24 protein-coding genes are annotated in these 26,604 nt (G+C 65.9%); 13 read left to right on the top strand and 11 right to left on the bottom strand.

The genetic code is table 11. The features are described 5' to 3' along the window. Window positions 1–5: 5 nt before the first annotated feature. On the bottom strand, window positions 6–485 hold the full coding sequence (locus tag AB0316_RS02580) for a hypothetical protein (protein ID WP_366270192.1): 480 nt from the start codon (window positions 483–485) through the stop codon (window positions 6–8). After that, the gene (locus AB0316_RS02575; RefSeq protein ID WP_366270190.1) at window positions 482–1,909 is read right to left on the bottom strand and encodes a cyclic 2,3-diphosphoglycerate synthase; all 1,428 of its coding nucleotides are present in this window, start codon (window positions 1,907–1,909) and stop codon (window positions 482–484) included. The genes AB0316_RS02580 and AB0316_RS02575 overlap by 4 nt, the downstream gene beginning before the upstream one ends. A gap of 234 nt (window positions 1,910–2,143) precedes the next feature. Here AB0316_RS02575 and rocD point away from each other — a divergent pair, with 234 nt between their 5' ends. Both rocD and AB0316_RS02565 read left to right on the top strand, forming a co-directional pair. Next, entirely contained in the window at window positions 2,144–3,355 is a 1,212-nt protein-coding gene (gene rocD, locus AB0316_RS02570) for an ornithine--oxo-acid transaminase (protein WP_366271281.1), read from the top strand. Between the two features lie 391 nt (window positions 3,356–3,746). Next, window positions 3,747–4,031 carry a PLD nuclease N-terminal domain-containing protein gene (locus tag AB0316_RS02565; protein WP_366270188.1) on the top strand — a complete coding sequence of 95 codons (285 nt, stop codon included), beginning with the start codon at window positions 3,747–3,749 and terminating at the stop codon, window positions 4,029–4,031. Here the strand turns inward: AB0316_RS02565 and AB0316_RS02560 are convergent. Together AB0316_RS02560 and AB0316_RS02555 are read right to left on the bottom strand one after the other, a co-directional pair. Next, window positions 4,017–4,691: an SRPBCC family protein gene (locus AB0316_RS02560; RefSeq protein ID WP_366270186.1), complete on the bottom strand. Its 675-nt coding sequence runs from the start codon at window positions 4,689–4,691 to the stop codon at window positions 4,017–4,019. The genes AB0316_RS02565 and AB0316_RS02560 overlap by 15 nt on opposite strands. 308 nt (window positions 4,692–4,999) lie before the next feature. Beyond that, window positions 5,000–5,524, bottom strand: a complete 525-nt coding sequence (locus AB0316_RS02555; protein ID WP_366270185.1) for a 2'-5' RNA ligase family protein — start codon at window positions 5,522–5,524, stop codon at window positions 5,000–5,002. A gap of 50 nt (window positions 5,525–5,574) precedes the next feature. On the opposite strand from AB0316_RS02555, the gene AB0316_RS02550 reads away from it, so the two are divergent. From AB0316_RS02550 to AB0316_RS02525, 6 genes are all read left to right on the top strand, one after another. Beyond that, entirely contained in the window at window positions 5,575–5,985 is a 411-nt protein-coding gene (locus AB0316_RS02550; protein WP_366270183.1) for a PPOX class F420-dependent oxidoreductase, read from the top strand. A 101-nt stretch (window positions 5,986–6,086) separates the two neighbouring features. After that, window positions 6,087–7,058: an oxygenase MpaB family protein gene (locus AB0316_RS02545; protein WP_366270181.1), complete on the top strand. Its 972-nt coding sequence runs from the start codon at window positions 6,087–6,089 to the stop codon at window positions 7,056–7,058. Between the two features lie 270 nt (window positions 7,059–7,328). Further along, a complete protein-coding gene (locus AB0316_RS02540; protein WP_366270179.1) occupies window positions 7,329–8,642 on the top strand; it encodes a hypothetical protein in 1,314 nt (437 codons plus the stop codon). 108 nt (window positions 8,643–8,750) lie between these two features. Further along, complete coding sequence (locus AB0316_RS02535; protein WP_366270178.1) at window positions 8,751–9,269, top strand: ACT domain-containing protein; 519 nt, start codon at window positions 8,751–8,753, stop codon at window positions 9,267–9,269. An 81-nt stretch (window positions 9,270–9,350) separates the two neighbouring features. Beyond that, entirely contained in the window at window positions 9,351–9,728 is a 378-nt protein-coding gene (locus tag AB0316_RS02530; protein WP_366270177.1) for a hypothetical protein, read from the top strand. A 313-nt stretch (window positions 9,729–10,041) separates the two neighbouring features. Further along, window positions 10,042–11,940, top strand: coding sequence for a glycoside hydrolase family 15 protein (locus tag AB0316_RS02525; RefSeq protein ID WP_366270175.1), 1,899 nt, complete (start codon window positions 10,042–10,044; stop codon window positions 11,938–11,940). Between the two features lie 278 nt (window positions 11,941–12,218). On the opposite strand, the gene AB0316_RS02520 is transcribed toward AB0316_RS02525, so the two are convergent. The 3 genes from AB0316_RS02520 to AB0316_RS02510 all read right to left on the bottom strand — a co-directional run bounded on the left by AB0316_RS02520 (window position 12,219) and on the right by AB0316_RS02510 (window position 16,384). Beyond that, window positions 12,219–13,418 carry a hypothetical protein gene (locus tag AB0316_RS02520; RefSeq protein ID WP_366270174.1) on the bottom strand — a complete coding sequence of 400 codons (1,200 nt, stop codon included), beginning with the start codon at window positions 13,416–13,418 and terminating at the stop codon, window positions 12,219–12,221. Continuing rightward, window positions 13,415–15,337, bottom strand: coding sequence for an ATP-binding protein (locus AB0316_RS02515; RefSeq protein WP_366270173.1), 1,923 nt, complete (start codon window positions 15,335–15,337; stop codon window positions 13,415–13,417). The genes AB0316_RS02520 and AB0316_RS02515 overlap by 4 nt, the downstream gene beginning before the upstream one ends. 171 nt (window positions 15,338–15,508) lie before the next feature. After that, complete coding sequence (locus AB0316_RS02510; RefSeq protein WP_366270171.1) at window positions 15,509–16,384, bottom strand: NaeI family type II restriction endonuclease; 876 nt, start codon at window positions 16,382–16,384, stop codon at window positions 15,509–15,511. A gap of 225 nt (window positions 16,385–16,609) precedes the next feature. Between AB0316_RS02510 and dcm the strand changes: the two genes are divergently transcribed. Next, a complete protein-coding gene (gene dcm, locus AB0316_RS02505) occupies window positions 16,610–17,635 on the top strand; it encodes a DNA (cytosine-5-)-methyltransferase (protein ID WP_366270169.1) in 1,026 nt (341 codons plus the stop codon). Window positions 17,636–17,653: 18 nt separating this feature from the next. Here dcm and AB0316_RS02500 read toward each other — a convergent pair whose 3' ends face one another. Beyond that, complete coding sequence (locus AB0316_RS02500; RefSeq protein ID WP_366270167.1) at window positions 17,654–18,349, bottom strand: hypothetical protein; 696 nt, start codon at window positions 18,347–18,349, stop codon at window positions 17,654–17,656. Window positions 18,350–18,471: 122 nt separating this feature from the next. Between AB0316_RS02500 and AB0316_RS02495 the strand changes: the two genes are divergently transcribed. The 3 genes from AB0316_RS02495 to AB0316_RS02485 all read left to right on the top strand — a co-directional run bounded on the left by AB0316_RS02495 (window position 18,472) and on the right by AB0316_RS02485 (window position 22,524). Beyond that, window positions 18,472–19,878, top strand: a complete 1,407-nt coding sequence (locus tag AB0316_RS02495) for a ParB N-terminal domain-containing protein (RefSeq protein ID WP_366270165.1) — start codon at window positions 18,472–18,474, stop codon at window positions 19,876–19,878. Between the two features lie 149 nt (window positions 19,879–20,027). Beyond that, window positions 20,028–21,707, top strand: coding sequence for a DEAD/DEAH box helicase (locus tag AB0316_RS02490; RefSeq protein ID WP_366270164.1), 1,680 nt, complete (start codon window positions 20,028–20,030; stop codon window positions 21,705–21,707). Beyond that, window positions 21,691–22,524 carry a DUF3883 domain-containing protein gene (locus AB0316_RS02485; RefSeq protein ID WP_366270162.1) on the top strand — a complete coding sequence of 278 codons (834 nt, stop codon included), beginning with the start codon at window positions 21,691–21,693 and terminating at the stop codon, window positions 22,522–22,524. Before AB0316_RS02490 ends, AB0316_RS02485 begins: the two co-directional genes overlap by 17 nt. 24 nt (window positions 22,525–22,548) lie before the next feature. Here AB0316_RS02485 and vsr read toward each other — a convergent pair whose 3' ends face one another. Next, window positions 22,549–22,986, bottom strand: coding sequence for a DNA mismatch endonuclease Vsr (gene vsr / locus AB0316_RS02480; protein WP_366270161.1), 438 nt, complete (start codon window positions 22,984–22,986; stop codon window positions 22,549–22,551). Between the two features lie 179 nt (window positions 22,987–23,165). Beyond that, on the bottom strand, window positions 23,166–23,774 hold the full coding sequence (locus tag AB0316_RS02475) for a hypothetical protein (RefSeq protein WP_366270159.1): 609 nt from the start codon (window positions 23,772–23,774) through the stop codon (window positions 23,166–23,168). 310 nt (window positions 23,775–24,084) lie between these two features. Between AB0316_RS02475 and AB0316_RS02470 the strand changes: the two genes are divergently transcribed. Continuing rightward, window positions 24,085–25,389 (top strand): DUF262 domain-containing protein, encoded by a 1,305-nt coding sequence (locus AB0316_RS02470; RefSeq protein ID WP_366270157.1) that lies wholly within the window; start codon window positions 24,085–24,087, stop codon window positions 25,387–25,389. 59 nt (window positions 25,390–25,448) lie between these two features. Here AB0316_RS02470 and AB0316_RS02465 read toward each other — a convergent pair whose 3' ends face one another. Then, window positions 25,449–26,600, bottom strand: a complete 1,152-nt coding sequence (locus AB0316_RS02465; RefSeq protein WP_366270156.1) for a glycosyl hydrolase family 32 — start codon at window positions 26,598–26,600, stop codon at window positions 25,449–25,451. Window positions 26,601–26,604: the final 4 nt, after the last annotated feature.

Below are 26,604 nucleotides of genomic sequence, written 5' to 3'. Positions count from 1 at the left end.
GGGGATCACATCCTTGGGAAGCGGCCGCGGACGAGCCGGGTGAGGGCTTCGAGGATGCCGAGACCGCTGCCGACGAGGCCGAGCACCAGGACGACCCGTGCGACGACCTCCCACCCGCTGCTGACGTCGAGCGGGAAGACCTGCCAGATGCGGACGAGGGCGTAGAGCCCGAAGCCGAGGGAGACGATGTCGCCGAGGGCCCGCACGCGGGGCAGGTCCAGGACGAGGTTGACGGCGTCGGCCGCGATGCGGACGACGATCGAGGCGTTGACGGCGCCGACGACGAGCACGGTGCTCGCAGTCAGGAACGGCACGACCTGCCAGCCGGGCCAGCCGTTGATCAACCAGAGGATGATCAGGTTGACGACGACTGACCCGGCGTAGCCCGCTCGTCGCCCCCGGGTCGGCGCATCGGGGCGCCCCGGCGCGGCCGACGAGGGCTGGGCTTCCGTGCCCGGTGGGCGGTGTTCGGTGGGGGTGGTCATGGGGTCCTCCCGGCAGGGGTGGCGCCGCGGGCGGCGCCGAGGGTCTCGAGGGGCAGGGCGGCCCGGACCGCGGCGGCCAGCCCGCCGGGCACGAGCTCGCTCAGCTCGTAGCGGGCCCGCACCAGCGGTACGGGCACGGTGAGGACGCGCGTCAGGTCGATCGGCGTCCCGCTGACGACGGTGTCGCAGGCGCCGGCCTCGACCGCGGCGCGGATCGTCGCCTCGAGGTCGCGCACCTGCTGGGCGCCGTAGCCCATAGCGGGCAGGATGCCGCGCGCGTTCGGGTACTTCGCGTAGGTCGCGGCGAGCGACCCCACGGCATACGGCGTCGGGTCCACGATCTCGGCCGCCCCCGCGATGCGGGCGCCAACGACGCCCGCGCCGTAGGTCATCGAACCGTGCGTCAGGGTGGGCCCGTCCTCGACGACGATGACGCGGCAGCCCGACACGAGCGTCCAGTCGTCGACGGTGACGGGGCTGTCGGCGCGGAGCACCGTCGCGCGCGGGTTGAGCGCGCGCACCGACGCCTCGACGGCCTCGATGTCGGCACTGCGCGCGGAGTCGCACTTGGCCACGATGACGACGTCGGCCATCCGGACGTTGGCCTCGCCGGGGTGGTATGCCGTCTCGTCGCCCGGGCGCAGCGGGTCGGCGAGCACGACGTGCAGGTCGGGGACGTAGAACGGCAGGTCGTTGTTGCCGCCGTCCCAGAGGATGACGTCGGCCTCCTGCTCGGCCTCGCGCAGGATCCGCTCGTAGTCGACGCCCGCGTAGACGACGACGCCCGCGTCGAGGTGCGGCTCGTACTCCTCGCGCTCCTCGATGGTGCAGTCGTGGCGGTCGAGGTCGGCATAGGTGGCGAAGCGCTGGCAGGCCTGCGCGACGAGGTCGCCGTAGGGCATCGGGTGGCGCACTGCGACGACCCGAAGTGCGAGGTTGGTGAGCAGCTTCGCGAGGTAACGGGTGGTCTGGCTCTTGCCGACGCCGGTGCGCACGGCGGTGACGGCGACGACCGGCTTGCTGCTGCGGAGCATGGTGTGCCGGGCTGCGTGCAGCCGGAAGTCGGCGCCGGCGGCGATGCACTGCTCGGCGAGGTGCATGACGTGCTCGTGGCGCACGTCAGAGTAGGCGAAGACGACGGCCTCGACGTGCTCGCGCTCGACGAGGGGGATCAGCTCCGACTCGGCGAGGATCGGAATGCCCTGCGGATAAAAGGGACCCGCCAGCTCGGGCGGGTAGCGGCGGCCCGCGATGTCGGGAATCTGCGTAGCGGTGAAGGCGACGACCTCGACGCGCGGGTCGTCGCGGAATACGACGTTGAAGTCGTGGAAGTCGCGGCCGGCGGCACCGAGGACGACGACACGGGTGCGGTCGCCGTTCGGGCGGTCTGTCCGGCTGCGGTCGGTGCTGGGCACAGTGCTCATGGCCATCTCCGCGGCTGGGCCACCGACGTGACCGACACACCCCACTGCGGGTAGTCCTGGCTGCGGGACCCGCCACTTCGAGTCTCCCACCGGCCCTGTCGGGCGTCCGCGGTTCGCGAGAGGGATCACCCCGGGATCACGTCACATTCGCCTGCCCGCCCTGCCAGGCGGTGCCACGATCAAAAGGTGAGCGACACTGCTGCGCGCTCCGGCGCGACGACGACCCCCGGCCCCATCCCGACGACGCCCCACACGACCTCGGAGCACGTCTCCCTCGCCGAGCAGTGGGTGGCGAGCAACTACAGCCCGCTCGAGGTCGTCATCGCGCACGCCGAGGGCGCGTGGGTCACCGACGTGGAGGGCGGGCGCTACCTCGACGCTCTGGCCGGCTACTCGGCGCTCAACTTCGGGCACCTGCACCCGACACTCGTCGCGGCCGCCCGCAGCCAGCTCGACCGGCTGACCCTGACCAGCCGCGCCTTCCACAGCGACCAGCTTGGGCCGTTCTGCCGCGACCTCGCGACGCTGGCCGGCAAGGAGCTCGTGCTCCCGATGAACACCGGCGCCGAGGCCGTGGAGACGGCGATCAAGGTGAGCCGCAAGTGGGGCTACGAGCGCAAGGGCGTGCCGGACGGCCGGGCCCGGATCGTCGTCATGGCCGGCAACTTCCACGGCCGCACGACGACGATCGTCAGCTTCTCGGACGACCCGATCGCGCACGACGAGTACGGCCCGTACACGCCGGGCTTCGACATCGTGCCGTTCGGTGACATCGAGGCGCTCGAGGCGGCGATCACCGACGAGACGGTGGCCGTGCTGCTCGAGCCCATCCAGGGCGAGGGCGGGGTCATCATCCCGCCGGACGGGTGGCTGCGAGAGGTGCGCGAGCTGACCCGCCGGAGAGGCGTGCTCATGGTCGCCGACGAGATCCAGTCGGGGCTCGGACGCACCGGCTCGACGTTCGCCTGCGACCTCGAGGGAGTCGTGCCGGACGTCTACGTCCTCGGCAAGGCGCTGGGCGGCGGCATCGTGCCGGTCTCAGCGGTCGTGGCGGACCGCGAGGTGCTGGGCGTCTTCACCCCAGGCAGCCACGGCTCGACCTTCGGCGGCAACCCGCTGGGGGCCGCGGTCGGCCGGGCCGTCGTCGGCCTGCTTGCGACCGGCGAGTTCCAGGAGCGGGCGCGCCGGCTCGGCGCGGTGCTCGAGGCCGGGCTCCGCGAGCTCGTCGGGCGCGGCGTCGAGGCGGTCCGTTGCCGCGGGCTGTGGGCCGGCGTCGACATCGAGCCTGGGCTGATGACGGGCCGCGAGGCCTCGCACCGCCTGCTCGAGCAGGGCGTCCTCGTCAAGGACACGCACGGTTCGACGATCCGCATCGCTCCCCCGCTCGTCGTCACCGAGGTCGAGATCGGCATCATCCTCGACGCCCTCCGCGCCGTCCTGCACTAGCGGTTCCCGAAGCCGAAGCCGAGGCCGTATGCCGCCCGCCCGCCCGACGCATACGCCCCCTCCCACGTCGAGTGGGCACTTTCCGACACCCCTCCACGTCGAGTGGGCACTTTGCGACACTTGTCCACAGGAAGGTGCCGACCCACCTGTGGACAACTCGCAGGAAAGTGCCCACTCGACGTGGTGATCCCGCCCGTCCACGTCGGAAAGTGCCCACTCGACGTGGTGGACCCCAAGCCCTCGACGTCGAGTGGGCACTTTGCGTCACATCCCCGGGCGGTGTCGGAAAGTGCCCACTCGACGTTGGGGGAGAAGATTCGGGGAAGGGGCACGCGGCGGGGTCTTCACCTGCTAGTTGTGGCAGTGGAGCGTCCGCACCCGAGGAGGGGTCATGGCAGCGAAGCGTCGTCGGCAGAAGTGGTCGGACCTGTCTCGTGGCCAGCAGGCCGCCGTCCTCGTGACCGGGACGGTGCAGCTGTCGCTGGCGGCGGCCGCGTGGATCGACCTCGCCCGCCGGCCGGCCGAGCAGGTCGAGGGCAGCAAGGCCAAGTGGGCGGCGATCATCGCGATCAACTGGGTCGGGCCGCTGACCTACTTCGCACGCGGCCGCAAGGGCAGCGGCTCCGGCGCCTCCGTGGCCGACTCGACGCCCGCGGAGCACTCACTGGAGCCGTGAGGCCCGCTCTGCACGAGCACGTATGCCGCGCAGCATCTCGCGACTCATCACCGAGCTCACGGCCGAGACCGGCTCGACGAGCAGGAACGACCACGGGTGCAGGTAGGCGAAGCGCTCGCGCACGATGAGCCGCGTCGCGAGGTGCGGGTGCCGGCGCAGCACGAACGCCCACGTGAAGTCGTAGGGCGCGGCGTCCGGCGCCCCCGGACCCGCCCCTGCAGAGCCGGCGACACCCATGGCGGGCCCGGCGTGCAGCACCAAAGAGCGGCCCGGGTCAACAGCGGCGACCGCGAGCGCGACCTGTGGGTGCAGGTGCACGAGGTCGCCGACCTCGAGGTGCTGCCAGGCCTCGACGACGGTGTCGGCGCTGTGCACCTGGCAGCCGACGAGGTTCTCGAGCCGGTCGTAGCTGTAGAAGCCGCCGCGCCCGGCTCCGAGCTGGACCACCCACGGCCACACCTGCTCGGGCGGGGCCTGGACGGTGATGGCGCGGGTCGCGACGAGCCCGGGGGTGCGGATGACGTCGTCACCGGGCAGCGGGTCGCGCGTCTCCTCGGTGGTGGCTCCCCAGTGCAGCGCCGACCACCGCGCGGTCACCACGCCCATCGCCGCCGCGGACAGCGCGGCTGCTCTCACGGCGGGAGCGACGAGGCGCCTCATGCCGTCCACGGTAGTCCGGGCGGGTTTGCCCCACAGTCGAATCCGCCGTCGGGCAACCCAACCGCCCGGGAAAATGATGGAGCCCGGCTCGCGTAGCGAGTCCGGGCTACCAGTGACGGTTCACGTACCACAACGGGCCAACCGTCGAAGCTTGTGTCCTGACCTCTGACGACAACGAGTGTCCTCGGGTTCAGCACCTCCGAAAGGTTGCCACGCCGGTGTCGCGTTTGTTCGCAATTCAAGGAAAATCGCTCGGAATCCGAGCCAGTCCGTTTCGTCCTGCACCCTAGGACCGCACCCACCCCACGTCACGGGATGCCCGGCAGCACCCACGTCGTCCCGTAGGTCGTGTCGACGAGCGCCGCCCGGTCGAAGCGCAGCGTCAGCGGCAGCCGGTCCGAGACGGCGTCGACGACCGGCTGCAGCCGCGACCCCGGCACCCCGGTCGTGGCCGAGACGTGCGGCGTCCAGTGCCCCGGCTCGTAGTGCCGGTGGATCGTCGCGCCGGTGGCTCGCAGCGCCCCGACCGCGCGCGCCTGCCGGGTGGTCAGGTCGACGGTGGCCGAGCCCGCGAGCGCCGCCCGCCCCCGCGGGAAGACGACGGTGCCCTGCACCGAGACCTCGACCGGCCCGCCGTCGCCGAGCCCGGCGACCGCGTCACGGACCGCGCACTCCTCCCAGGTGAGCAGGACGGCATACGACAGGTGGGCGACGTGGTGCCCATGGGTGTGGGTGAGCAGGGTCGGTATGCCGTCGGCCTCGAGCCGCTGCCAGAGCGAGCGCACGAGGCGGTCCGAGCTCCGGTCGAGCAGGAGGCAGAGGGCGAGCGCCATGTCCCATTCTGGTCATGGCGCGCGTCGGGGCCCGGCCTACGCTGGCGCCCATGCCCCCTGCTGCCGTCCCGGATGACGTCGATACCCTCGCCGACTCCCGCTACGTCTCGCTGACGACGTTCCGCCGCTCGGGCGCCCCGGTCGCGACGCCGGTGTGGGTCGCGCGGGACGGGGACGAGCTCGTCGTGATCACTGTGGACCCGAGCGGCAAGCTCAAGCGGCTGGCGCACGACCCGCGCGTCGAGCTGCGTCCGTGCGACATGCGTGGCCGGGTGCCCGAGAGAGCGATGACGTATGCCGGCACGGCCGTTGTCGACCGCACCTCCTCGGGCGTCGCCGCGGTCAAACGCGCCATCGGCCGCAAGTACGTGCTGGCCCGCCTGGGTGACGTGCTCGCGTCGGTCACCGACCGCATACGGCCGCGAACCCCTCGGGCAGCCATCCGGATCACGCTCGACTGACCCTAGCCACCGGCGCCACCGACCCACCGATCCGCCGATCCAGCTCAAACGTTGGACAGATTGTTTCCCGGATGTCCAACGTTGGCTTTACCGTTTTCGGCATGAGCCCCCATGTCGGAGCCCGGCTGGTGCAACGCCAGCTCGGGCTGATGCTGCGTAGCAAGGTCGCCGGAGACGACGCCCCGGCCCGCGCGCAGCGCATCTGGGGCGCCGAAGGCGAGCGGTGGTTCACGCCGGAGGACCCGGTGTGGCGCGTGCACGCCGACGCCTCGATGTTCCCGGCGGGCATCACCTCGCTGCTGCTGCAGATGCTCCACCCGATGGCGATGGCCGGTGTGGCGGGCCACAGCGGCTACAAGAGCGACCCGTGGGGGCGGCTGCAGCGCACGAGCCACTACCTCGCGACGACGACCTTCGGCACGATCGAGCACGCCGAGGAGGCCATCGCGATGGTCCGCTCGATCCACCGGCGGGTGCGCGGCAAGGACCACCTCGGCCGGCCCTACCGTGCCGACGACCCGCACCTGCTGATGTGGGTGCACGCGGCGGAGATCGACTCGTTCCTGCGCGGCTACCAGACCTTCGGCGACACCCCGCTGACCGATGCGGAGGCCGACGTCTACGTCAGCCAGGCCGGCATCCCGGCGGCGCTCCTCGGCGTGCGCAACCCGCCGCAGTCGGTCGCCGAGCTGCGCGAAACCCTCGACTCCTACCGCCCCGAGCTCGAGACCACCCCGGCGGCCCGCGAGGCGGCACGGTTCCTGCTGCTCGACCCGCCGCTGCCCTTCTACGCTCGCCCCGGCTACGGCACCCTCGCCTCCGGCGGCGTCTCCCTCCTGCCCGGCTGGGCACGCGAGATGCTCGGCCTGCCGGTGCCCGACCTCGTGTCGTCCCTCGTCGCGCGCCCGCTCGGCCACGTCGGCACGGCGGCCGTGCGCTGGGGCATGGCGGGCCTGGCCGAGCGCCGCCCGTCCGACCTTCCGGACGACCCCGAGGGGCCCGACGAGGACAACCCCTCCCCCGAGCACCCCGACGAGCGAGGTCAGCGAGTCGGGGACCTGGCCGCCAGCTGACCGGCGGCCATCCCTTCGGCCGGGCCGGGTGGACTCAAGAAGCGGGCACACCCGGTCCGGCCTCCCTCACGCTCTCCCTCACGGTCAAGGGCAGGCATGGCTCGGCTGAGTGCCGGATGCCAAAGCCATGTGAGTTCCCTGCAAGCCGTGCTCAGCACGCTCCGCGCGCGCAAAGTTCCTGTGCCGGACAAGACTCGTCATGAGAGCCATCGGTCTACATTTCCCGCCATCGGGGGCCAGTTCCACACACCCATGGACGGAGCCAAATTCATGACGATCCGCACCCTGACGACGGCGGCCCTTGCCGCCGGCGCCTTGGTCCTGGCGGCAGGCGGAGCTGCCACCGCCAGCACGCACAACACCACCTCCACCGGCTCGACCGCGCCCACGCCGATCAGCGACGCTCAGCTGACGGCGCGGTCGATCACCATCGGCGGGGCCTCGGTCCTGCCGACGACCCGGACCATCCCGCACTGGCACGGGTCCATGACCGACCCGTCCAACGGCGTCACCTACGGCTACAACATGGTCGGCGCCAACCCGCACGGCTGCACCGGTGCTGCCTGCGACGTCACGATCCCGGTCGACATCACGCCGATCATCGTCAACATCGGCGGCCAGACCTACAACGGCAACGACGTGGTCAAGGCGACGCTCGCCTCGCCGCAGTTCACCGAGAACGACTACGGCAGCACGACTGCCGCGACGAACGACAAGTTCGCCAAGGGCGACGGGGGCGCGCTCTCGCAGGAGGACGCCGGGGTGCCGCTCCAGCTGCAGGACGCGACGATGCGCGCGCAGTTCGCCCAGAACGGCGCGAGCAACAGCTACCACCTGCGCCTCAAGCCCGTCGTCCACCCGTCGGTCACGATCAACGTCCCGCAGAACCAGGGCGGGCTGATCACGAGGCACGGCGTGATCGGGGCGAGCATCGACGTGGGCTGGTGGTCCTCGCAGATCAACAACCTCGAGCAGAGCGCCGACCCGACGCACCTGCCGCTCTACCTGACCGACGACGTCTTCCTGCACACCGGCAAGTCGCTCACCGACTGCTGCATCATCGGCTACCACGGCACCCGGGCCGTGGGCAACGGCGGCGGCAGCACGCACACCCAGGGCAACGCTGCCGTGCAGACGTTCGCGTGGGCCTCGTACGTCCGTCCCGGCTTCTACTTCCACTCGGACACCGGGGCCAACTGGGCGCTGCAGGACATCCACGCGGTGAGCCACGAGATCGCGGAGTGGGCTGACGACCCGTTCGTCAACAACACGGTGAACCCGTGGGTGACGCCGACGGCGCCGCAGTACGGCTGCACGACCGACCTCGAGACCGGCGACCCGGTGGTCTCGATCGGCTTCGCCATGGGCACGAACACCTTCCGCCAGGGTGCGAACCCGGACGGCTCGCAGAGCGCGGACGGCTACTACCACCCCGAGGACGAGGCGCTGCTGCCCTGGTTCCTGCGCCAGCCGTCGAACCACACCGGCTCCGAGGCCAACCAGAAGAGCCCCGGTGGGCGCTACACCCTGATGGGCGACCTCAACCCGTTCCCGGGCTTCCGGGCACCGGCCACGGGCTGCTGATCACTCGATGACCCCGCTCGGCGGCATACGCGAGATTGCGTATGCCGCCGAGTCGCGTTCCGGGCGTTCGCGCGGGACGCGACGGGGCCGGGTCAGTAGGCTGCGAGCGTGCCTCGACTCGTGCTCACCGTCATCGGCGACGACCGCGCCGGCCTCGTCAGTGCTCTCGCGGACGTCGTCACCGCGCACGACGGCAACTGGGAGGACAGCCAGCTGGCCGAGCTGGCCGGGAAGTTCGCCGGCATCGTCGTCGTCGGCGTGCCGGCCGAGCGCGCCGACGAGCTGACGACGGCCCTCAAGGAGCTCGAGGGGCTGCTCGAGGTGACGACCCACCCGGGCGCCGACGTCGACGTGGTCGCGGACGGCGAGGGCGCGCAGCGGCTGACCCTCGACCTGCTCGGCAACGACAACCCGGGCATCGTCCGCGAGGTGTCGTCGGTGCTGAGCCGGCACGAGCTGTCGATCGAGACGATGACGACGGGGACCCGCGAGGCGCCGATGGCAGGCGGCCTGCTCTTCGAGGCGCACGTCGTCGTGCGGGTGCCGGTCGGCTCGGACACGAGCGCACTGCGGGCGGACCTCGAGCGGCTCGCGCACGAGCTGCTCGTCGACATCGCCGTCGCCTGAGCGCCGCCCGCACGCCGCTGGCCGCCCTGCGGGTCGGCTGAGTTCGCCCGCTGAGGCGCGGTCGATCCCTAGTCTGTCGTCGTGGCCGAGGTCGACCCTGACGACGACACGATCGAGCGCTTCCTGGTGTTCCACTACCGCTTCGACCCGCAGCGGTCCGAGCGCCGCCACGTCCTCGTGGCCGCCTACGACAACCAGCGGGAGTTCAACGCTCGCATGAAGCGGGAGGTCAAGGCCATCGAGCGGCGGCGTTCGAGCGGTGAGCCACTCGAGCCCGGCGAGCACATCAGCGGCGCCGTGCACGAGCCCGGCTACGCGCGGCGCGCGGCCAACGGCCATCTGCTCCGGCGCGCTCAGCAGCACGGCGTGGGCTCGGACGCCTGGCTCGACAGCCTCGAGCTGCCCGGCAACATCTCGCTTCTCCGGTCGCCTGACCCGCAGTCCGAGAACCGGGACTGACCCGGCCGGCGCCCCCGGTCGAGGTCCGGGGTGGTGAAGGGGCCCGCCCCGCGAATGCGAGCCCGGGCCCCGGGTGACGGTTCACGTACCGCAACGGGCCAACCGCCTAAGTTCTCCCCGTCGATTGACGTCTACCCCCAGTCCACGCCCGTGACACGGCCCGGACGGGCGGAATCACCGACGCTTGCGGGACTCTTGCAGTGGACGTGCGCTCATCGTGCGGCGGGCGTGAGCGTGAGCGCGCGGGACGGCATACGGCAGCGGACGGCATACTCACTCTTGCCTGTGGGGACGCGGCGGGTAAGGCTGTGGCATGGACGGAGCAGTCGAGGCGCCGACCCAGCCGGCGCCGATGGGGCACGTGAAGACGGTGCCGATCGCGGACTACGGGTTCCTGGCGGACGGCGAGGTGACGGCGCTCGTCGCGCCGGGCGGCGACATCGACTGGATGTGCGCGCCGCGGATGGACTCGCCGAGCGTCTTCGGCGCGCTGCTGGGGCGGCACGCGGGACGCTTCCAGCTCGGGCCGTCGGACATCAGCGTGCCGACGGCGCGGCGCTACCTGCCGGGGACGAACATCCTCGAGACGAGCTGGGGCACGCCTACGGGCTGGATCATCGTGCGCGACGTGCTGCTCATCGGGCCGTGGCACCACGACGAAGGGGTGTCGGCCAAGCACCGGCGCACGCCGATGGACTACGACGCGGAGCACACGCTGCTGCGGACGGTGCGGTGCGTGTCGGGCGAGGTGCAGACGGTGCTCGAGTGCGAGCCGGTGCTCGACTACGGGCGCAAGCACGTGCGGTGGGACTACACCGACCGCGGCTACCACCAGGGCGAGGCGATGGCCGAGGGCGTAGATCTGCGGCTGACATTGACGACGGACTTCCGGCTCGGCTTCGAGGGCGGGCAGGCGACGGCGCGCACGCTGCTCAAGGAGGGCGACGAGCGGTTCGTGGCGCTGTCGTGGGGCGCGGTGCCGCCGCCGACGACGAGCAAGGAGGCGCACGACCGGCTCGAGTGGACGGCGCACCACTGGCAGCACTGGCTCGCGCGAGGCCGCTTCCCCGACCACCCGTGGCGCAGCTACCTGCAGCGCAGCGCCCTGACCCTCAAGGGGCTGACGTACTCGCCAACCGGGGCGATCGCCGCGGCTGCGACGATGTCGCTGCCGGAGACGCTCGGCGGGGCGCGCAACTACGACTACCGCTACACGTGGATCCGGGACGCGACGTTCGCGCTGTGGGGGATGTACTCGCTCGGGTTCGACTGGGAGGCAGTGGACTTCTTCTCGTTCATCGCCGACGTGGCCGAGCGGGACGACGACCTGCAGATCATGTACGGGATCGGCGGGGAGCGTGACCTCACCGAGACGACGCTGGACCACCTGCCTGGGTATGCCGGGTCCATCCCCGTGCGCGTCGGCAACGCCGCGCACGCGCAGGTCCAACACGACGTGTGGGGCGCGCTGCTGGACTCGGTCTACCTGCACTCGAAGGTGGCCGACCACCTGGACGGACGGATCTGGCCGATCCTCGGCAAGCAGGTCGAGGCCGCGCTGAAGCGGTGGCGCGAGCCGGACGCCGGCATCTGGGAGGTGCGCGGCGAGCTCAAGCACTTCACGTCGTCGAAGATCATGTGCTGGGTCGCGGTCGACCGCGGCGCGCGGCTGGCCTCGATGATCGGGCAGTCGGCGGAGGCGGCCACCTGGCAGCTGGCCGCTGACGAGATCAAGGAGGACATCCTCGCCCACGGCGTCGACTCGCGTGGGGTGCTCGTGCAGCACTACGACACTGACGCGCTGGACGCGTCACTGTTGCTGGCGCCGCTGGTGCGGTTCCTGCCGCGGAACGACCCGCGGATCCGCACGACTGTGCTGGCGATCGCGGACGAGCTGACCGTCGACGGGCTGGTGCTGCGGTACCGGGTGGACGAGACCGACGACGGCTTCACCGGCGAGGAGGGGACGTTCACGATCTGCTCGTTCTGGCTGGTGTCAGCGCTGTGCGAGATCGGCGAGACGAAGCGGGCGCACGAGCTGTGCGCGAAGCTGCTGTCGTTCGCCGGGCCGCTCGAGCTCTACGGCGAGGAGATCGACGTCCACACCGGGCGGCACCTCGGCAACTTCCCGCAGGCCTTCACGCACCTGGCGCTGATCAACGCGGTCATGCACGTGATCGGGACGGAGGAGACGCCCGACCAAGACATGTGAGGCGGGACGGAGCGGTCGGGTCCACCCGTCCCCTCTCGGCCCCTCAGACACTGCTCCGCTGAGGGGAGCAGTGTCTGAGTCGTCCCAGGCCCGATGCTCCCGCTCTTCCGCTCGTGACGTTCGCTCCTCTGATGCGCGGCTTGGTGATCAGTCGCTGAACAGGACAGTGTCGGACCAGTGCTGATGCCCAACGGGCTGATGCTGAGCTATTGGGTCCACGGGACCGACGACGGCCTACCCCCTTGTGAAACCTAGACGTCCGAGACGCACCATGAAGACTAGGATGATTGCGTCTCCGCCCACTCTAAGAAGTCCGGACGTGAGTACCGAGCCTCTTCTAAGAGGTCAGCAGCGAGCCTAACCATTTCGGAACGAAGCGTCGCATCCTCCTGAATGCGCTTATCTATATCGGCACCATTCGCAATGCGTTGATAGTGCGAAGCAAATTGACTGCACGTGTCGTCCATCGGACTAGACACGTCATTGCATTCATCTTCCCCCCGGTCCACAAAAACAGCGTCGTCGAGGTCGGTGGGCTGCGGATTGAAGCGGATCACCATGCTCACCATGTCGATCGAACCCCCAGTGGTGAAGCTGGTGTAGAAGAAACACGAGGACAGGCGCACCCTCGCCGCCATGGCGCCACCGTTAACTAATCCATGAATCCACTGAAGCATGGCCGACAAAATGCTCACCCTTAGGGCTTTGGCGTCCCAGGTTCCTAAGTGCATATCTTCCGGGAGGCGCACACCTGACTCAGCGATGATCGCCTCCAGCTCCGGACATTCTGCAAGAGAGTCGCGAAAGCGCGCGAGTAGAGGATTTACAGCCTGGTCATTCATATCCTGACGGTCGACCTTAGTGGTCAGAAGCAGGACCCACGGTCTCGGGTTACCGGCCTGAAGGGCAAGCACTTCCTTCAAGGCCGCCAGGTATGAGACTTCCTCGTACGGCGGGCCATCAAATAACGTAGTAGTCAAGTCGAAATTGACAACGTCGACATGGCCGAACTCTCGAACCGCCTTCCATGCACCCGTGGAGCGCTTACCGACGTAGCGCAGGTCGTCAGGGCGAACTCCAGACGGCTGATGTACACAGGCACGCGCATCCAGTTCGCTCTGCGAGATATTCAATTCTGTGGCGTCAGGAGAAGCACTTCCAGCGATAAGATCGAAGCCTATGTACTGCAACTTTCGGCCAGTCGGCTCGCAAACCGTTCGTAAGATCTGACGCAGGTCGAGCAGGTCGATTCCAGGAAGGCCGATGTATTTCAGCTTGTCGGCCTGGTCTCGATCTTTCATCACGTCCGCAACTGCGTTCGTCCATTGCTTCTCGCGCACATACTGCTTTCGTGGCCGATGCCAAGGCAAAAACTTGTTGCGAATGGGTCGATCAGGGTGGCTGTATACAAACTCAGCTTCTTGGTAAGCGACCTCATCTGGAAGCGGAAAGCCCTCTTCCCCCTCGAACTCTGTCATTCGCCCACCATCACGATCTTGGCGAGGTAAGCCATCAGGAGGCTCACTTGCTCCTCGTCGAGATCCTCAAGTAAGTTCATTGCTGCGAGGACTTGCGCAATAGCGCCCATCTGGGACTCGGCGCGCTGGGCCTTTTTGGAGTGTCTTGGTGCGTTGAGAACCTCTAGCCGCGAGAGGCGTATGGCGTCCGCCTCTGCTGATGAACCGCTTTGGTGTTCCTCTCCCAAGGATCCGTCACTCCAGACGACCGGGGGAATGGGGCTATCAGCATCTGAGCCTAGGACTTGGTTCCAGAAGTCTTCAACGACCTGCTCTAGCACGTCTAGTTGTCGCTCTGCATCACGACTGCGCTGTTGCCGACGCAGCACGCTTGCCACGTTCTTTTGGGTACCAATGGCGCGGCTAAGCGCGGTGTGCAACCAGTTAGTTAGCCGAACTACGTGGGTATGCGAGAAGTTGAATGACTCGCGGTCAATGTTAAGGGCACCCTCGAGACCTTGAACAACGAAAATCTCACAGGTTATCTGCTTCAGCCGGGTAGTTTCAGCAACTTGGTATTTGAGGAAGGTCTCATCAAACCCCGACCCGCTCGCTCCGTGGATACGAATCAGACTCCCAATATCATCCACGGGAATCACCTTCGGCATCCACATGAGGTACGCATAGAACTCCAGGGGACCGCCGCTGCTTTCGAGAGGCATGTGGGCGAACTCGTCCCGAAGGTGCCCTGCGAATATCATGGGCGTCTTGACGGCATTAGACGTCTCCGCCAAGCCACTAAACTTCAAAGGCCGCCTGAGTTCCAAGTCATCGAAGATCACTTTGAAGTCGTTGGATACGCCGATTGCCTCAGGCCAATTCGCCACCTGGCGGATTGGCCTCTCCTGTAGCTGCAGTTCGGCGGCCCCGGGTCCGGCGCCCGAGAAAATATAACGACGTGAACCATCGATAACGCTGTCGAATGGGTGCTCTGCGACGTAGGGAAGCGGCGCGGCCAAACTGAGCTGCCAAACCATGCGTAAGTAGTAGTCGAGCAAGTCGTTTAGCTGCGGGTTGCGCTGGCCTCCCACATTCGGCTCGGATATCGCGTCAACAAAGCGAGAGAAGGCCCGATCGGGTGTATCACCGACATCCCACGGAAGCCGAGGCCTTCCGGCCGCACCGCCAGCTAGCTCATAATCACGCTCGGAGTTCACCGCACCCACGTGGAAGCGTGGAGGTTCTCGATGCCCTCGGGAAACGGCAAGCCAAGTTGGCGCGCTTCGCAGTGTCTCTCGCGCCGCAGGTTTCAGCCCATTGAGGACGATAGTCGTGCCCTTGGCCGCTACGTCGCTGGCGGGCTCCTGCCATATGGTAACTAGACCAGCCTCGTACGGATCACCTTCCACGTGGTTTGTATTTTCGGAGTACTGGCGTAAGCGAATGGACGCGACCGTTCGCCATGGCACGCCCGCCACCTTGGTGATGATCTGAAAGCTTTGCGTTAGATGGCTTACGGAGAATAGGCCGATACCGACCTTACCGATAAGCCGTCGGCCCCCAGGACTGAAAAGGGGGTCCTCCTTGCTGCGCGTGATTCCAAGCTCGGCGCCCTCCGAAGACCTTTTTGCACTGCCGCCAATATGCCGCACAAGATGCGCCACGGCTTCGGGCCCCATCCCGTTTCCGTTGTCACTGATCGTTATGCGTTGAAACCTAGGCCTATCAGTCTGTATGACGACTTCCGTTGCATCAGCATCAAAGGCATTGGAAATTAGCTCGCGGAATGCAGAGGCCGGCTGGCTATAAATGCCGTCTGTTACTCGTGCGATGACTTGGGCGTCCGTTTCAAGCGCCGTATGTACGGCGTCTCCCGACCGGCTCTTGATAATCTGGTCGCGCAGCTCGTCATCCCTCTTCGGGCGAGTTTCAGGGGGCATCGTAGGTCCGCTCGGGTCGGTACGGCTGGCACATGCGCTTACGGCTGGCGACACATTAGCGCAACTCTGCGTCCGTGCTTTGGTCCTGGGCTGCCGTGCGCGGCCAAACGGGCGAGCCGCAACGTCCACACTTCGGATCGCTGGGCACGCGCGCCGCCGAGTGCCGTTTCGTCAGTCGTTGCTTCGGGCCGGCGGAACATCGAGGCCGCGTTGAGCGAAGCGGGCTCTTGGCACTGCCACCCAGTCGCCAGGGCCGAGCACGTGCCCAAAGGCACCGGCCATCTCGCGTTCCTCTACCCACTTTCCTACGAGGACGATGAGGTCATGCTCTTGCCGAAGAGTCGACTTCGCTTCCCTTAGGCGCTTCATCGGATCGTCTAATCCCGCGCCGACGGTCGCTAATGACGACCGTGGGATGACCACGTCGGGCAGATAGGTGAAGAGGGCTGTCGCCCGCTTACGCAATCCACTCGGCCCAAAGACAACTTGGATTTGTTCGCGCGTTAGAAGTGTCAGAGGCTGAGGAGGCAGGTCCGCCCACGTCACTAGTGGTAGCGCGTAAGCGTGAAAGGCAGCCGCAAGGGGTGCCCGCTTGAGGTCCTGATTTCCCTTTCCCCCGGTCAGCCAGGCACGATGTGTCCGCATTAGCCACGCAGCGAACTTGTTGCCCCTCGGATCGATGCGAATTAGCAGCGTCACCTGGCACTGGCCCTCACGCGGGATCATCCAGGGCGCCGTAGAGTTACGGACTGTCCCCTTGATTTCAACCGCCACACCGACAATGCTTGTGTCGAGCGGAGGAACCTTCTCGAGACCCAAGCGCTCGATAACGTGATATTGCAGTTTCGTGCCTACGGACGACCGTTCGTCTGAATCGACTTTGGGATCCAAGAGGTTGAATCGCCACGTGCGCGGTCCGTCCAAGACATACTTAATGGCTTCATCAGCGGCCGTGCAGAGCAGCTCCTCGAGCGGCCGGGCCACCAGCCACGCATAGACGGCTTGCAGTTGCGCATCGTCATCTGGATGTGAGATCACGTGCGCCACCGGCTGAACCCCCCTCCGGGCGTCCGGCTGACACAGGGAACCCGGCGCTACTGCAGGCTGTCTCGGTGGCACCGGCAGACGCTAGCGCACATGACAGGCGCCCTCCGCACCGGCTTCGCGACGTCGCGCGGACCCCGCGTGAGCTAGCGCTCACTGAACCGCATAGAACAAGCGTTCGACGGTGTGGCGCGCTGGATTGTCCCTAGGGGCCCGTAGGCTACGCCCATGACTGGCCGACCTTTGACCTCCATCGAGATCTGCGCTGGCGCTGGCGGGCAGGCGCTCGGTCTCGAGCAGGCAGGCTACGAGCACAAGCTCCTTGTCGAGTATTGGGAACCGGCGTGTCAGATCCTGGAGGCGAACGAGCCAGGCTGGCGCATCGAGCGCAACGACGTGCGCGCGGTCGACTTCACTGAGTTCAGCAATGACGACATCGACCTCGTGGCCGGCGGCGTGCCGTGCACGCCCGCATCCAAGGCGGGTAAGCAGCTGGGCGCGTCGGACAGCCGCAACCTCTGGCCCGATGCTCTCCGGATGGTCGAAGAGGTGCGGCCTCGAGCGGCGATGTTCGAGAATGTACGCGGCCTCATGGATGACAAGTTCGCTGGGTGGCGGCAGGAGACCATTGATCGGCTGGAGTCGCTTGGGTATCGAGATCCCGTTTGGAAACTCATCTATGCTGCCGATTTCGGTGTGCCGCAGCTGCGCCCACGTTCCATTCTTGTTGCCTTCCGCGACGCCGAGGACCGCGACCGGTTCCAGTGGCCAGAGCCGATAACACCTCCTGGTTCGCGCGTCACGGTCGGGGCCGCGTTGGAAGACTTAGTGAGAGCCAAGGGGTGGGAGCACGCAGAGCACTGGGCCAAGACAGTTGCAACCACCATTGCGCCAACTCTTGTCGGTGGGAGCGAGAAGCATGGCGGTGCTGACCTTGGGCCGACGCGGGCGCGTGCCCAATGGCTCCGTCTAGGAGTTGACGGTCTGGGGCTCGCGAATCACGGCGATGCGCCTGCCCCCGGCTGGCCCAAAGACAAGCCGTTCAAGCTCACCGTCCGGATGGCTGCCCGAATCCAGGGCTTCCCCGACACGTGGAAGATCGACGAAGTCCTCAGAAAGACCAACGCGTACAAGACTATGGGGAATGCGTTTCCGCCGCCCGTCGCGCGCGCTGTCGGCATGGCGATACGTGATGCGCTTGAACCCAGCTGGGCGAGAAACCAGCACCGCCTGGACGCCGAGGACGCCGCCTGAACGCTCGCTGGATTTCGGCTACAGCATCTTCTTGACTCGGCTAGCGACCTCGTGTCGATGGTTTGGAGGGACGCGGAGGTACGCGGCCCAAGCGCGATCGAGTTCGGTGGCTCCTCGTCGTCCCCGCTCAATCCATCGCAAAAGCCGACGGAGTTCTCCTGGTCCCAGTCCTCTTGCAGCGTCGACAGCGGCCGTCGCATCGATGGGGTGGTCGTCGCGTCCGGCCCTACAGCGCTTGCACTCGGTCACGAGGGCCTCGACCTCACGCCCCTCAAGCCCTGTCACCCTGCGGCGAGATACGGCTAGCACGGCCGTCATCACGGAGTCGTCGGGATACGCCTCGCCGCCCGCGATGCCGCACAGAGTACACATGTAGTCGTCGCGGGCCAGCACGCTCTGCCGCTCTTTGCTCGAGATAGCCTTCTGCGGCGCGGCCTCTCGCCGTGCCTTTGGGTCCCAAACGGGGACCCCTGCCTTGACGAAGCGCTGGTCCTCCGCGAGCAGGCTTGCGTCCTCGGTGTTCGAAAGCACGACCCAGCCGTAGTCGCGCAAGTCCCGAATGCGGCGGTCTATTTGCGAGATGCCAGGGAAGGCTTCCCGAAGCTGGTTCTTCGTGAACGTGCCGCCTTCTCCCACGACCTCAACGAGCCACAATGCCCCGCGAACCATCGTTCCCGCTGTCAAGGCTGGGTCATCCCATGCTGGCTGCTTCACGCTTGATACTCCCATGTGTCGGCGACTCACCCTAGTCACGTTCGGCCGTGCGCCCGGCCAGTTTGCGATGATGCTGAGGCATTCATCCCAGCTTGCTGTTTCAGAGCCCAAGGAGCACACCCATGTCTGGCTTCGGCATCCCTCCCAGGGGGGACGAGATCAAGGCCGTTATCAGCCAGCGCCTGAAGCAGGCGATGGCCGAGGAGGGAGCGAAGGTCACCATCGATTGGCGCGGCGAGCCGCGCCATTTGTACGTGATCTCAATGCCAGTCGACATGCTCTACTTCAACCCGGACACTCACCGCATCCGCGCTCAGCGCACGCTCGACCCGGAGCGGAATCAAGCGATAGAGGAGAACCCGTGGGGGGAGGCGGCTCAGAACTACCTACATGATCTGCTCCGGCAGAGGCCTGCCAACCCGGACCAGACTGACCCGGACTACACCGCGCTCATGGACGAGCTTGACGACGTGGGGCAGCGCGAACCGGGCATCGTGAGCCCGCATGGGATTCTCGTAGACGGCAACACCCGCGCTGCCGCGCTAATGGACTTGGGCGAGCAGAACATCAGGGTCGGTGTCCTCCCCGATGACACGTCACGCCAGGACATCAACAACGTCGAGCTCACTCTGCAGCTCCGCAAGGATCGACGGCGCGACTACTCGTACATCAACCGTCTCATCGCGATCGATGAGGAGCTCGGGCGCGGACGGTCGGAGGCCGACGTTGCCAAAGACTTCAACATCAAGCTGGCGACCCTGCAACGTGATCGGTGGGTCTACTCCCTCATCCTGGAGGCGATCGCTCGCAGCCAAACAGAAGATGGAGCCTCCCTGAGACTGATCGACTTCGAGCAGCACCAGGAAAAGCTGCGCGAACTCCACCGGGACTATGCCAAACTCGCCAAAACGGACCCGGATGCAGCCAAGCGCCTCATGCAATCGCGACTGGCGATGGTGGTCCTCGACTATCCAAAAACGTCTTTGCGCCTCGCCGAGGCGGATTTTCATTCGCGCTACCTCGAGAGCCGCCTCCCTGAGAATCTCAAACCTCAGGCGCACGCCACGGCGCCGGTCTCCGTGCCAGGCATTCCGGGGGTGACTTTGCCGAGCCAGCGCAGTGACTCCGCCGCCGTAGAGGCGCTGACGAATCAGTTGCTCCGCGCAAAAGCTGTTGCCTCTGACGGCAAGACCTCGACGCCCGAGGAGGTAGCAAGAGCGTCCACGGTGATGAAGCAGGCTCGTGACACCTTCGACGTCGCAGTGAAGCTTGCAGGGCAGAATGCGGAACTGGTCAAACGGCAGACCGCAGTACCCGAACGCCTGACCGACGCCGCGGACTACATCAACCAGTGCTCGGCCGAATTTGCCGGGGCCAAGGCCAAGCGCGCCTTGGACGAAGAGGCGTTCGATGATGCGCTCATAGTGCTCCGTGACAGCCTCGGAAGCCTCGCCCGACAAGCCGGGCGGACGTTCCCAGTGCCGGGCGAGGGTGTTGCCTGGCTCCTCGAGGCCGTCCGCTCCAAGTGACGACGAGCGACGGCCCTAGCCTCACCGTCGGCCTCACCTCGGAGGTGACGCGCGCGCGGCTAATCGCGCGTCCGGGTTTGGAGGGTGACCTTCGTCGGCTGGCGGTGAGTTTCCAGTCGAGTACCCAGCGCTCACCGGGCAGCATCGAGGTGGAACTCGACGACCTCCTTACCAATCTCGCGATTCTGGCCGGTTGGCCGCACACTGCGGATGGTGACGTCGTGTGGGACCCCCACCTGCAGGCGCTCGTGGTCGACTCCCTGCATGACGCCCAGGCTGTCTCCAGCCAACTGGAGAGCCCGCACTCGCCAGGACGGGTGAGCCCAGGGTCCGTTCGCGGCCTCCTTGGTGCCGGATGGAGCGGAGATCTCACTTGGTTCCAGAAAAGGGACATCGCCAAGCTGCTGTCTCTTCGGCATGGAGCCAATTTCTCCGTGCCAGGCGCCGGGAAGACGAGGGTTGGCCTGGCCGTGTTCCAGGCACTGCGCCGTGGAGATGGGATTGAGCGGCTGCTGATCGTAGGACCGAAGTCGAGCTACAGCGCGTGGCAGTACGAAAACACCGCGTGCCTGGAGAAGCCTCTGGCCATGGAGATAGCCGACGGCGTTCCGGCAGGCACCTCGGACGCTGTCATCGTGAACTATGAGCGCCTACCGAACATGGTCGGTACTCTTGGTCGCTGGCTTACCGACCGGCCCTCCATGATCATTCTTGACGAGGCTCACCGAATGAAACTCGGCGCAAACGGGGCGTATGGGGCGGCATGTCTTGCCCTCGGCCCCCGCAGCCGGCGACGGCTTATCCTGACGGGCACCCCTGCCCCAAACGGCGTCAGGGACCTTGAGAATCTATTTGGATTCGTCTGGCCGGGCACCGGTCGGCAAAGCGTCCTTAGTGCGGTCAACGGTGGCGACCTCTCGTCCGCCAGCCGGACGCTCATGCCTCTCTTCACACGAACAACCAAGGGCGAACTGGATTTGCCGCCCGTGGAAACGACGCAACGGCTGATACCGCTCCCGCCCCTGCATGCCGAGATCTACGAAGCGCTTGTCGGCCAGTTTTCCGCCAGGGCATCAGGGTCTGAAGGCGACTTCCAGGCGCTTGGGCGGATCTTGGTATACATGCTTATGGCGGCCACCAGCCCCGCTCTACTTGCGGTCGGAACCACAAGGTATGAACCGCTTGCCTACCAGGTCCCTCCCCTTCCGGTGCCGAAGCGCTCCTCCCTGTACCAGCTGATGCAAGACCTTCCCGCATATGAGATGTCCCCTAAGTACCAAGAGGTACTCGCGATAGTACGAAACAACGCGGCGGAAGGGCGAAAAACGCTGGTGTGGTCGACGTTCATTCGTAGCCTCAACACGCTTCAGCGGATACTTGCCCAGTTCGAGCCTGCCATAGTGCACGGAGGCACCCCGGACCGCGAAGAACAGATCCTGCGCTTCCAAACCGATCCCGGTTGCATGGTCCTACTGTCGAACCCCGCCACGCTCGGCGAAGGCATCAGCCTGCATCACGAGTGCCACGACGCTGTTTACGTGGACAGGGACTTTGCTGCCGGGCGCTTCCTTCAGAGTCTCGACCGCATTCACCGCCTGGGCCTCAGTCACGACACCACCACTCGCATAACGGTCCTAGTCTCAGAGGGAACTATCGACGAGATAGTGGCGTCACGCCTCGCTGACAAACTGACGTTTATGGGCGGGATCCTGGATGACCCTGCGGTGCAGCAGCTTGCCGATCTTGACGAGGAGCCTGCGGTGGGCGGCGGCCTGGACCCCGGCGACCTGCAAGCACTGATGGGTCATTTGCGTGCGCCTTCCGCCTGAACCGATTCTGCTTGCCGCAAAGCGCTGGCTGGACATCCTTCCGTCGAGTGGAGGGATCCCTCGTGCCCAGGCCCTGCTTACGACCCACGCGCGCTACAGCGACCTGACTCCCACACAGTATGCGACCGCACTGGCCTGGGTGCGCGACGTCGGGCTGCTGCTAAATGATGGCTCACCGGCCCCGCCGGCTAACCAGATTCTGAGCGCGATCTTCGAGAAGGCCCCTCCACCTTGGATCCAGGATGCCGACGAACTTGTGCAGTCGCCCGACGAACTGCCATCGGACATCATCTGTGCCGGTGAGACGCTAGGCCTAGACCCGAACGGGGTATACGAGCAACTCGTTGCCAGCTGGGGCAAGGTCGACGCCGCAGCCCGTGAGCGAGTGGGCGCAGCAGGTGAGGCCGGCTTGGTGACTTTGCTCAGGAACAGCACCGACGGGCAGGTCGATCACGTCTCGACTTGGTCCGATGGCTTCGGCTACGACATCGCCTTCACCTGGGGAGAGGTGACCGGCCACCTCGAGGTGAAGAGCACAACACGACTCGGCCGGTTCACGGCCTACCTTTCACGTCACGAATACAGCGTGATGCGGCGCGATGAGAGTTGGGTGCTCGTTGCAGTGAGCTTGACCGCCGATTTGCAGGTACGCGGGATCGGTTCTGTGCCGAGCAAATGGATCGCAGAGAATGTATCGCGCGATACCAGCCTTTTCGGGAGCTGGGCGTCGTGCAAACTGGACATTCCAGCCGAGGTCATATCCCCTGGGATACCCGTGCTGGGAAGCGAAGTCTCGGACCAGCTCCCACTCTGGTAGATCTTCCTTGACATATTTTGGCGGCTACTCAGTTGGCGGGAGCGATTTACCGGCGTCGCGGAGAGCGCCCATTATCTCCTGCACGCATTCCTCCAGGTGCTCACGGACGTCAATATCCCAAACACGGACGACGCGCCAGCCGAGGTTAGCGAGTGCCGCATCCGCAGCGCGGTCTCGCTCAATGTTGCCGGCGATCTTCAACCGCCAGTAGTCCGACGCAGCCTTCGCGGGATCCCAGTAGTCGGGGTGGCCGTGCCAGAACACGCCATCAACGAACACGGCAACCCTCCATCGAATAAAGGTCACATCGGGCCGGCCCGGGATGTCCTTGCGGTGCAGGCGGTACCCCGTCGCTCCGGCAGCGCGCAGCGCCGCCCGCAGAGCCAGTTCAGGCTTAGTGTCCTTGGATCTGATCGCGGCCATGTTCCGCGATCGACCCGCCTTGCTGAGGTGGTCAGCCATACCTTCATTGTGGTGCAGCCACTCTAAGAGACGGTAGCCCGGGCCATCTCATGATCGCGCCTCCCGTGGGGCCGTCCGGCGACGGGAGCGGAGAACGGCCGGCAGCATCTCGCTCCCGTCCCGGCAAGATCAGCGCGGCGCCTCCTATGAAGGCATCTCTCTAGGTCCGTTGACCGCATTCACGCCTGTGCTATGCCGGCAGCACCGGTACGCGGCGACGTCCTTCGCGGCACCGGGTTTGCCCCATAACCAAAAAGATGCACGCTCAGCACATCGACCTCAGTGCGGGAGTTTTGGAAAAAACTGCCCAGGCGGGCAGAGCAACGCAAGAAGGCCTGATCGCTGCGCAGCGTCCCGTCCTCCGCCTCAATCGTATTGGGAACGACAAGAAACAAATGCTGAACCAACGGCGACAAGTGCGCCTTCCACATGTCCTTGAGATCATGTCCGTTGGTAACGGTACCTCCGCGCTCGACTTCGACGAGCACTCGACGTGTGCCCAAGGAGTCGAGCCATATCTGGGCGTCTGGTCTGTTGTGACGGGTGGTTGTGTCTTCGAAACCTTCGGTCTTTTCGATGCTTACTTTGTAGGACTGCTCCAGCCATCCAAAGAACGTAGCTTGAATGTCGTCGCTCTTCGCTCTCCATCGATGGATGCGATCGATATCGTCGGAGATGCGACGAAGTTCTGCGAGCAGCGCTTCCGCTATGGCCGCCACCTGCCGAATCTCGGCCGCAGCTCCGGCGGTGGCGTTTCCAATGGTGAAGGCAATGTGGTTGATCGGCATGCTTCAGGCTAGACCAGCCGCCTTATCGTGGCAGGCCTCGCTTTGCAGGCAAGCGCTTCGCCATTGACTTTCCGTGCCACAGCATGTCCCGGTGCGTGCCCCTTCCACAGCTCGGGTCCCTCAGCAGCCCAGCCCAAATCGGAGACGCCGGCCAGACCGGCGGGGGAGACGTCGTACCAGGTCCTCAGAACGTTTATCATCGGCCTGGGTGCTGGGCATCGCTTGGAACTTGCTGGTACTGGCGGGAAGCGGGAGTCGTACCAGCCGGCCGCGCGCGCCAACCTCCCCAGTGGGACTAGCCTGGTCACTTGTGAAGACCAACCGTGCCGAGTTCGCAGTCTCCCGGTTCAACCGTGACCGGAAGCTGATCAATCTAAACCCGGAGTATCAGAGAGAGGGCGGCGTCTGGTCTCTCGCGAAAAAGCAACTCTTCATCGATTCACTGCTCAACGACTTCGACATTCCGAAGATTTACATGCATAAGTTGGACCGAGATGAGACTGGCTTTGATCATGCAGTAGTAGATGGAAAGCAGCGGATCAGCACGGTTTTCGAATTCCTAGCGGACGGGTTCGGCCTTTCAGAAGACTTTGCGTATTCCGGCCCGGCAAGCCTCGGCGCATCCGATGTTCCGAAAAGCGGCCAGAAGTTCTCGGAGTTCTCGCAAGATGCTAAAGACATATTTAAGGAGTGCAAGCTCGATGTCGTCGAAGTCGACACCAAAGAACTAGATGACATTGAAGAGCTGTTCTCGCGTCTCAATAATGGCGAGAAGTTGAATGCCGCCGAGAGTCGCAACGCTTTCGGAGGCACTATGTCCGGCCTCGTTCGCGAAGTGGCGAAGAATGAGTTTTTTACGAAGAAGCTGAAGTTCAAGAACACTCGCTTCGCACATTACGAAGTAGCGTGCAAGTTGCTGTACCTCGAGCACGAGGCGGCCAAGGCGCCGCGATCCCTCGTCGTTGTGGACCTCAAGAAGAAGTTCCTCGATAGATTTGTCCTTGACAACAGGTCACTGAGCGAGGCTGACGCGAGAAAGCTAGCCGCTCGGCTTGAAGATCGACTTAAGGCAATCTCGCCGGTGTTCGATGAGGGCGATATTGAGCTTTCAAAACAGTCCTACCCACAGCTGATGTACCTATTCTGCAATTGGATACTCCGTCAGTACGGCGCCCCTGACCTCAAGGCGAGAGTCAAGCTATTCCTAGTCTCTTTTCGCCACGAGCGCTCCGATAACCTGCTGAAGGACGAGGACGATCGCGACGCTGAATTGAGCGAATTCGGCCGCCTGATGCAGCAGGGCACGAACGACTCTGGGAGCATGGAGGCGAGGATCGCTACACTCACCAAGCGATTCCTGAGGGAGAATCAGGATGTGCAGCTCAAGGACGCTACCCGGCTTTTCACCTTGGAAGAGCGATGGGTACTCTGGCATCGTTCGGGCAAGCATTGTGAGAACTGCCAGGCAATCCTCCCGACACTAGAGGACGTGGACGGCGATCACATTGTGCTGTGGGACCAGGGAGGGCCGACGACCTTAAAGAATGCCCGCGCGCTCTGCGTGAGCTGCAACCGCGGGGCAAGAAACGCTGAGCATCCGCCGGTCCTCGCTTAGCCGCCTGAAGCACTTGAGACAGCGGTCCCCCTGGCATCACAAAAGTAACTCTTGCGACCTCAGTTGCCTGTGGGTCGCACCGGGGTTACCGCCGGCGTGAGGGCGAGGCGGTCACCCTCCCAGGACACGGCATACTGGTCCGTGATTTCTCCAACGAAGGCGCCGTCGCGGTCATGGACGAACGCCAGGAACTTCATCTCCCCGGTGTCGCGGTCGGTGACGAACTTCCCGACGTAGAGCGACGGGTCCTCGATCACCTGGGCACCGGCGATGTCGTACGGCCCCAGCGGCCCTTCCGCCTCCGCGATCCACACCCCGCCCGTCACGCCACCCGAGCGCGCCGCCTCCGGCATGTCCCCGACGAGGCAGTTGAAGAGCAGCACCTGCCGACCATCCACGACGAACGGCTGCATCACCTCGAGCTGCCCGAACCCCTGCCCCGGCGAGGACAGCGGCGGCCGCAGCTCCCACGTCTCCAGGTCAGCAGACCACGCGTGCCCGACGACCCCGCGGTCCACCCGGTCGGCCGGATCCCCCGCCGGGCCGGCCACTGACCGCGCCGTGATCAACATGTGCCACCCGTCCCCGTCCGGGTCGGCCAGCACCCACGGGTCGCGGAACGCCTCGTCGTGCCAGTTGCCCTCGGGCGGCGGCGCATACGTCTCGTAGAGCTCCCCGTCCGCGTGCAGGACCGGCCCGGGCGCCTTGTGCCACTCGTAGAGGTCGGCCGAGACGGCATACCCGATGGACTGGCGGTTCGCGCCCGTCTCGGGGATGAGCGTCGAGCCGGTGTAGAACATGAACCACCGCCCGTCGGGGTGCCGCACGACCGACCCGGTCCACGTCGCGAGGTCGTCGAACGCCGGCGCGTCCGAGCGCACGAGCGCGTCCGTGACCCGCTCCCACTTGACCAGGTCGTGCGACACCGCGTGCCCGACCGAGGCCCGGTAGTGCCGGGCGTGCGGGTCGTGCAGCGCCCGCGACGCGTAGAGGAAGAACAGGTGGTACTGCTCGCCGTCGTCGACGGTCCAGAAGTCCCACACCCACGCTTCGGGAAGACGGAACACGGTTGAGCCTTTCCCGCCCCGAGAGGCGTGGCAGTCGAGGAAGCCTGCGGCAAGCGTACGGAACGGCTCACCCGTGAGGGAGCCCGCGTTGAACACCGGCGACGGCGGCTGGTCGCCGCACAGCGCGAGGAGCAGGTTGCTCACCAGC

Source organism: Terrabacter sp. NPDC080008 (assembly GCF_040702505.1).
Taxonomy (GTDB): domain Bacteria; phylum Actinomycetota; class Actinomycetes; order Actinomycetales; family Dermatophilaceae; genus Terrabacter.
This window is presented reverse-complemented; position numbering and strand designations above follow the sequence as displayed.

Coding starts and splice junctions, on each gene's coding strand:
- AB0316_RS02580 (WP_366270192.1), bottom strand. CDS start 485: ATGACCACCCCCACCGAACACCGCCCACCGGGCACGGAAGCCCAGCCC.
- AB0316_RS02575 (WP_366270190.1), bottom strand. CDS start 1,909: ATGAGCACTGTGCCCAGCACCGACCGCAGCCGGACAGACCGCCCGAAC.
- AB0316_RS02565 (WP_366270188.1), top strand. CDS start 3,747: ATGGCAGCGAAGCGTCGTCGGCAGAAGTGGTCGGACCTGTCTCGTGGC.
- AB0316_RS02560 (WP_366270186.1), bottom strand. CDS start 4,691: ATGAGGCGCCTCGTCGCTCCCGCCGTGAGAGCAGCCGCGCTGTCCGCG.
- AB0316_RS02555 (WP_366270185.1), bottom strand. CDS start 5,524: ATGGCGCTCGCCCTCTGCCTCCTGCTCGACCGGAGCTCGGACCGCCTC.
- AB0316_RS02550 (WP_366270183.1), top strand. CDS start 5,575: ATGCCCCCTGCTGCCGTCCCGGATGACGTCGATACCCTCGCCGACTCC.
- AB0316_RS02545 (WP_366270181.1), top strand. CDS start 6,087: ATGAGCCCCCATGTCGGAGCCCGGCTGGTGCAACGCCAGCTCGGGCTG.
- AB0316_RS02540 (WP_366270179.1), top strand. CDS start 7,329: ATGACGATCCGCACCCTGACGACGGCGGCCCTTGCCGCCGGCGCCTTG.
- AB0316_RS02525 (WP_366270175.1), top strand. CDS start 10,042: ATGGACGGAGCAGTCGAGGCGCCGACCCAGCCGGCGCCGATGGGGCAC.
- AB0316_RS02520 (WP_366270174.1), bottom strand. CDS start 13,418: ATGACAGAGTTCGAGGGGGAAGAGGGCTTTCCGCTTCCAGATGAGGTC.
- AB0316_RS02515 (WP_366270173.1), bottom strand. CDS start 15,337: ATGCCCCCTGAAACTCGCCCGAAGAGGGATGACGAGCTGCGCGACCAG.
- dcm (WP_366270169.1), top strand. CDS start 16,610: ATGACTGGCCGACCTTTGACCTCCATCGAGATCTGCGCTGGCGCTGGC.
- AB0316_RS02495 (WP_366270165.1), top strand. CDS start 18,472: ATGTCTGGCTTCGGCATCCCTCCCAGGGGGGACGAGATCAAGGCCGTT.
- vsr (WP_366270161.1), bottom strand. CDS start 22,986: ATGGCTGACCACCTCAGCAAGGCGGGTCGATCGCGGAACATGGCCGCG.
- AB0316_RS02475 (WP_366270159.1), bottom strand. CDS start 23,774: ATGCCGATCAACCACATTGCCTTCACCATTGGAAACGCCACCGCCGGA.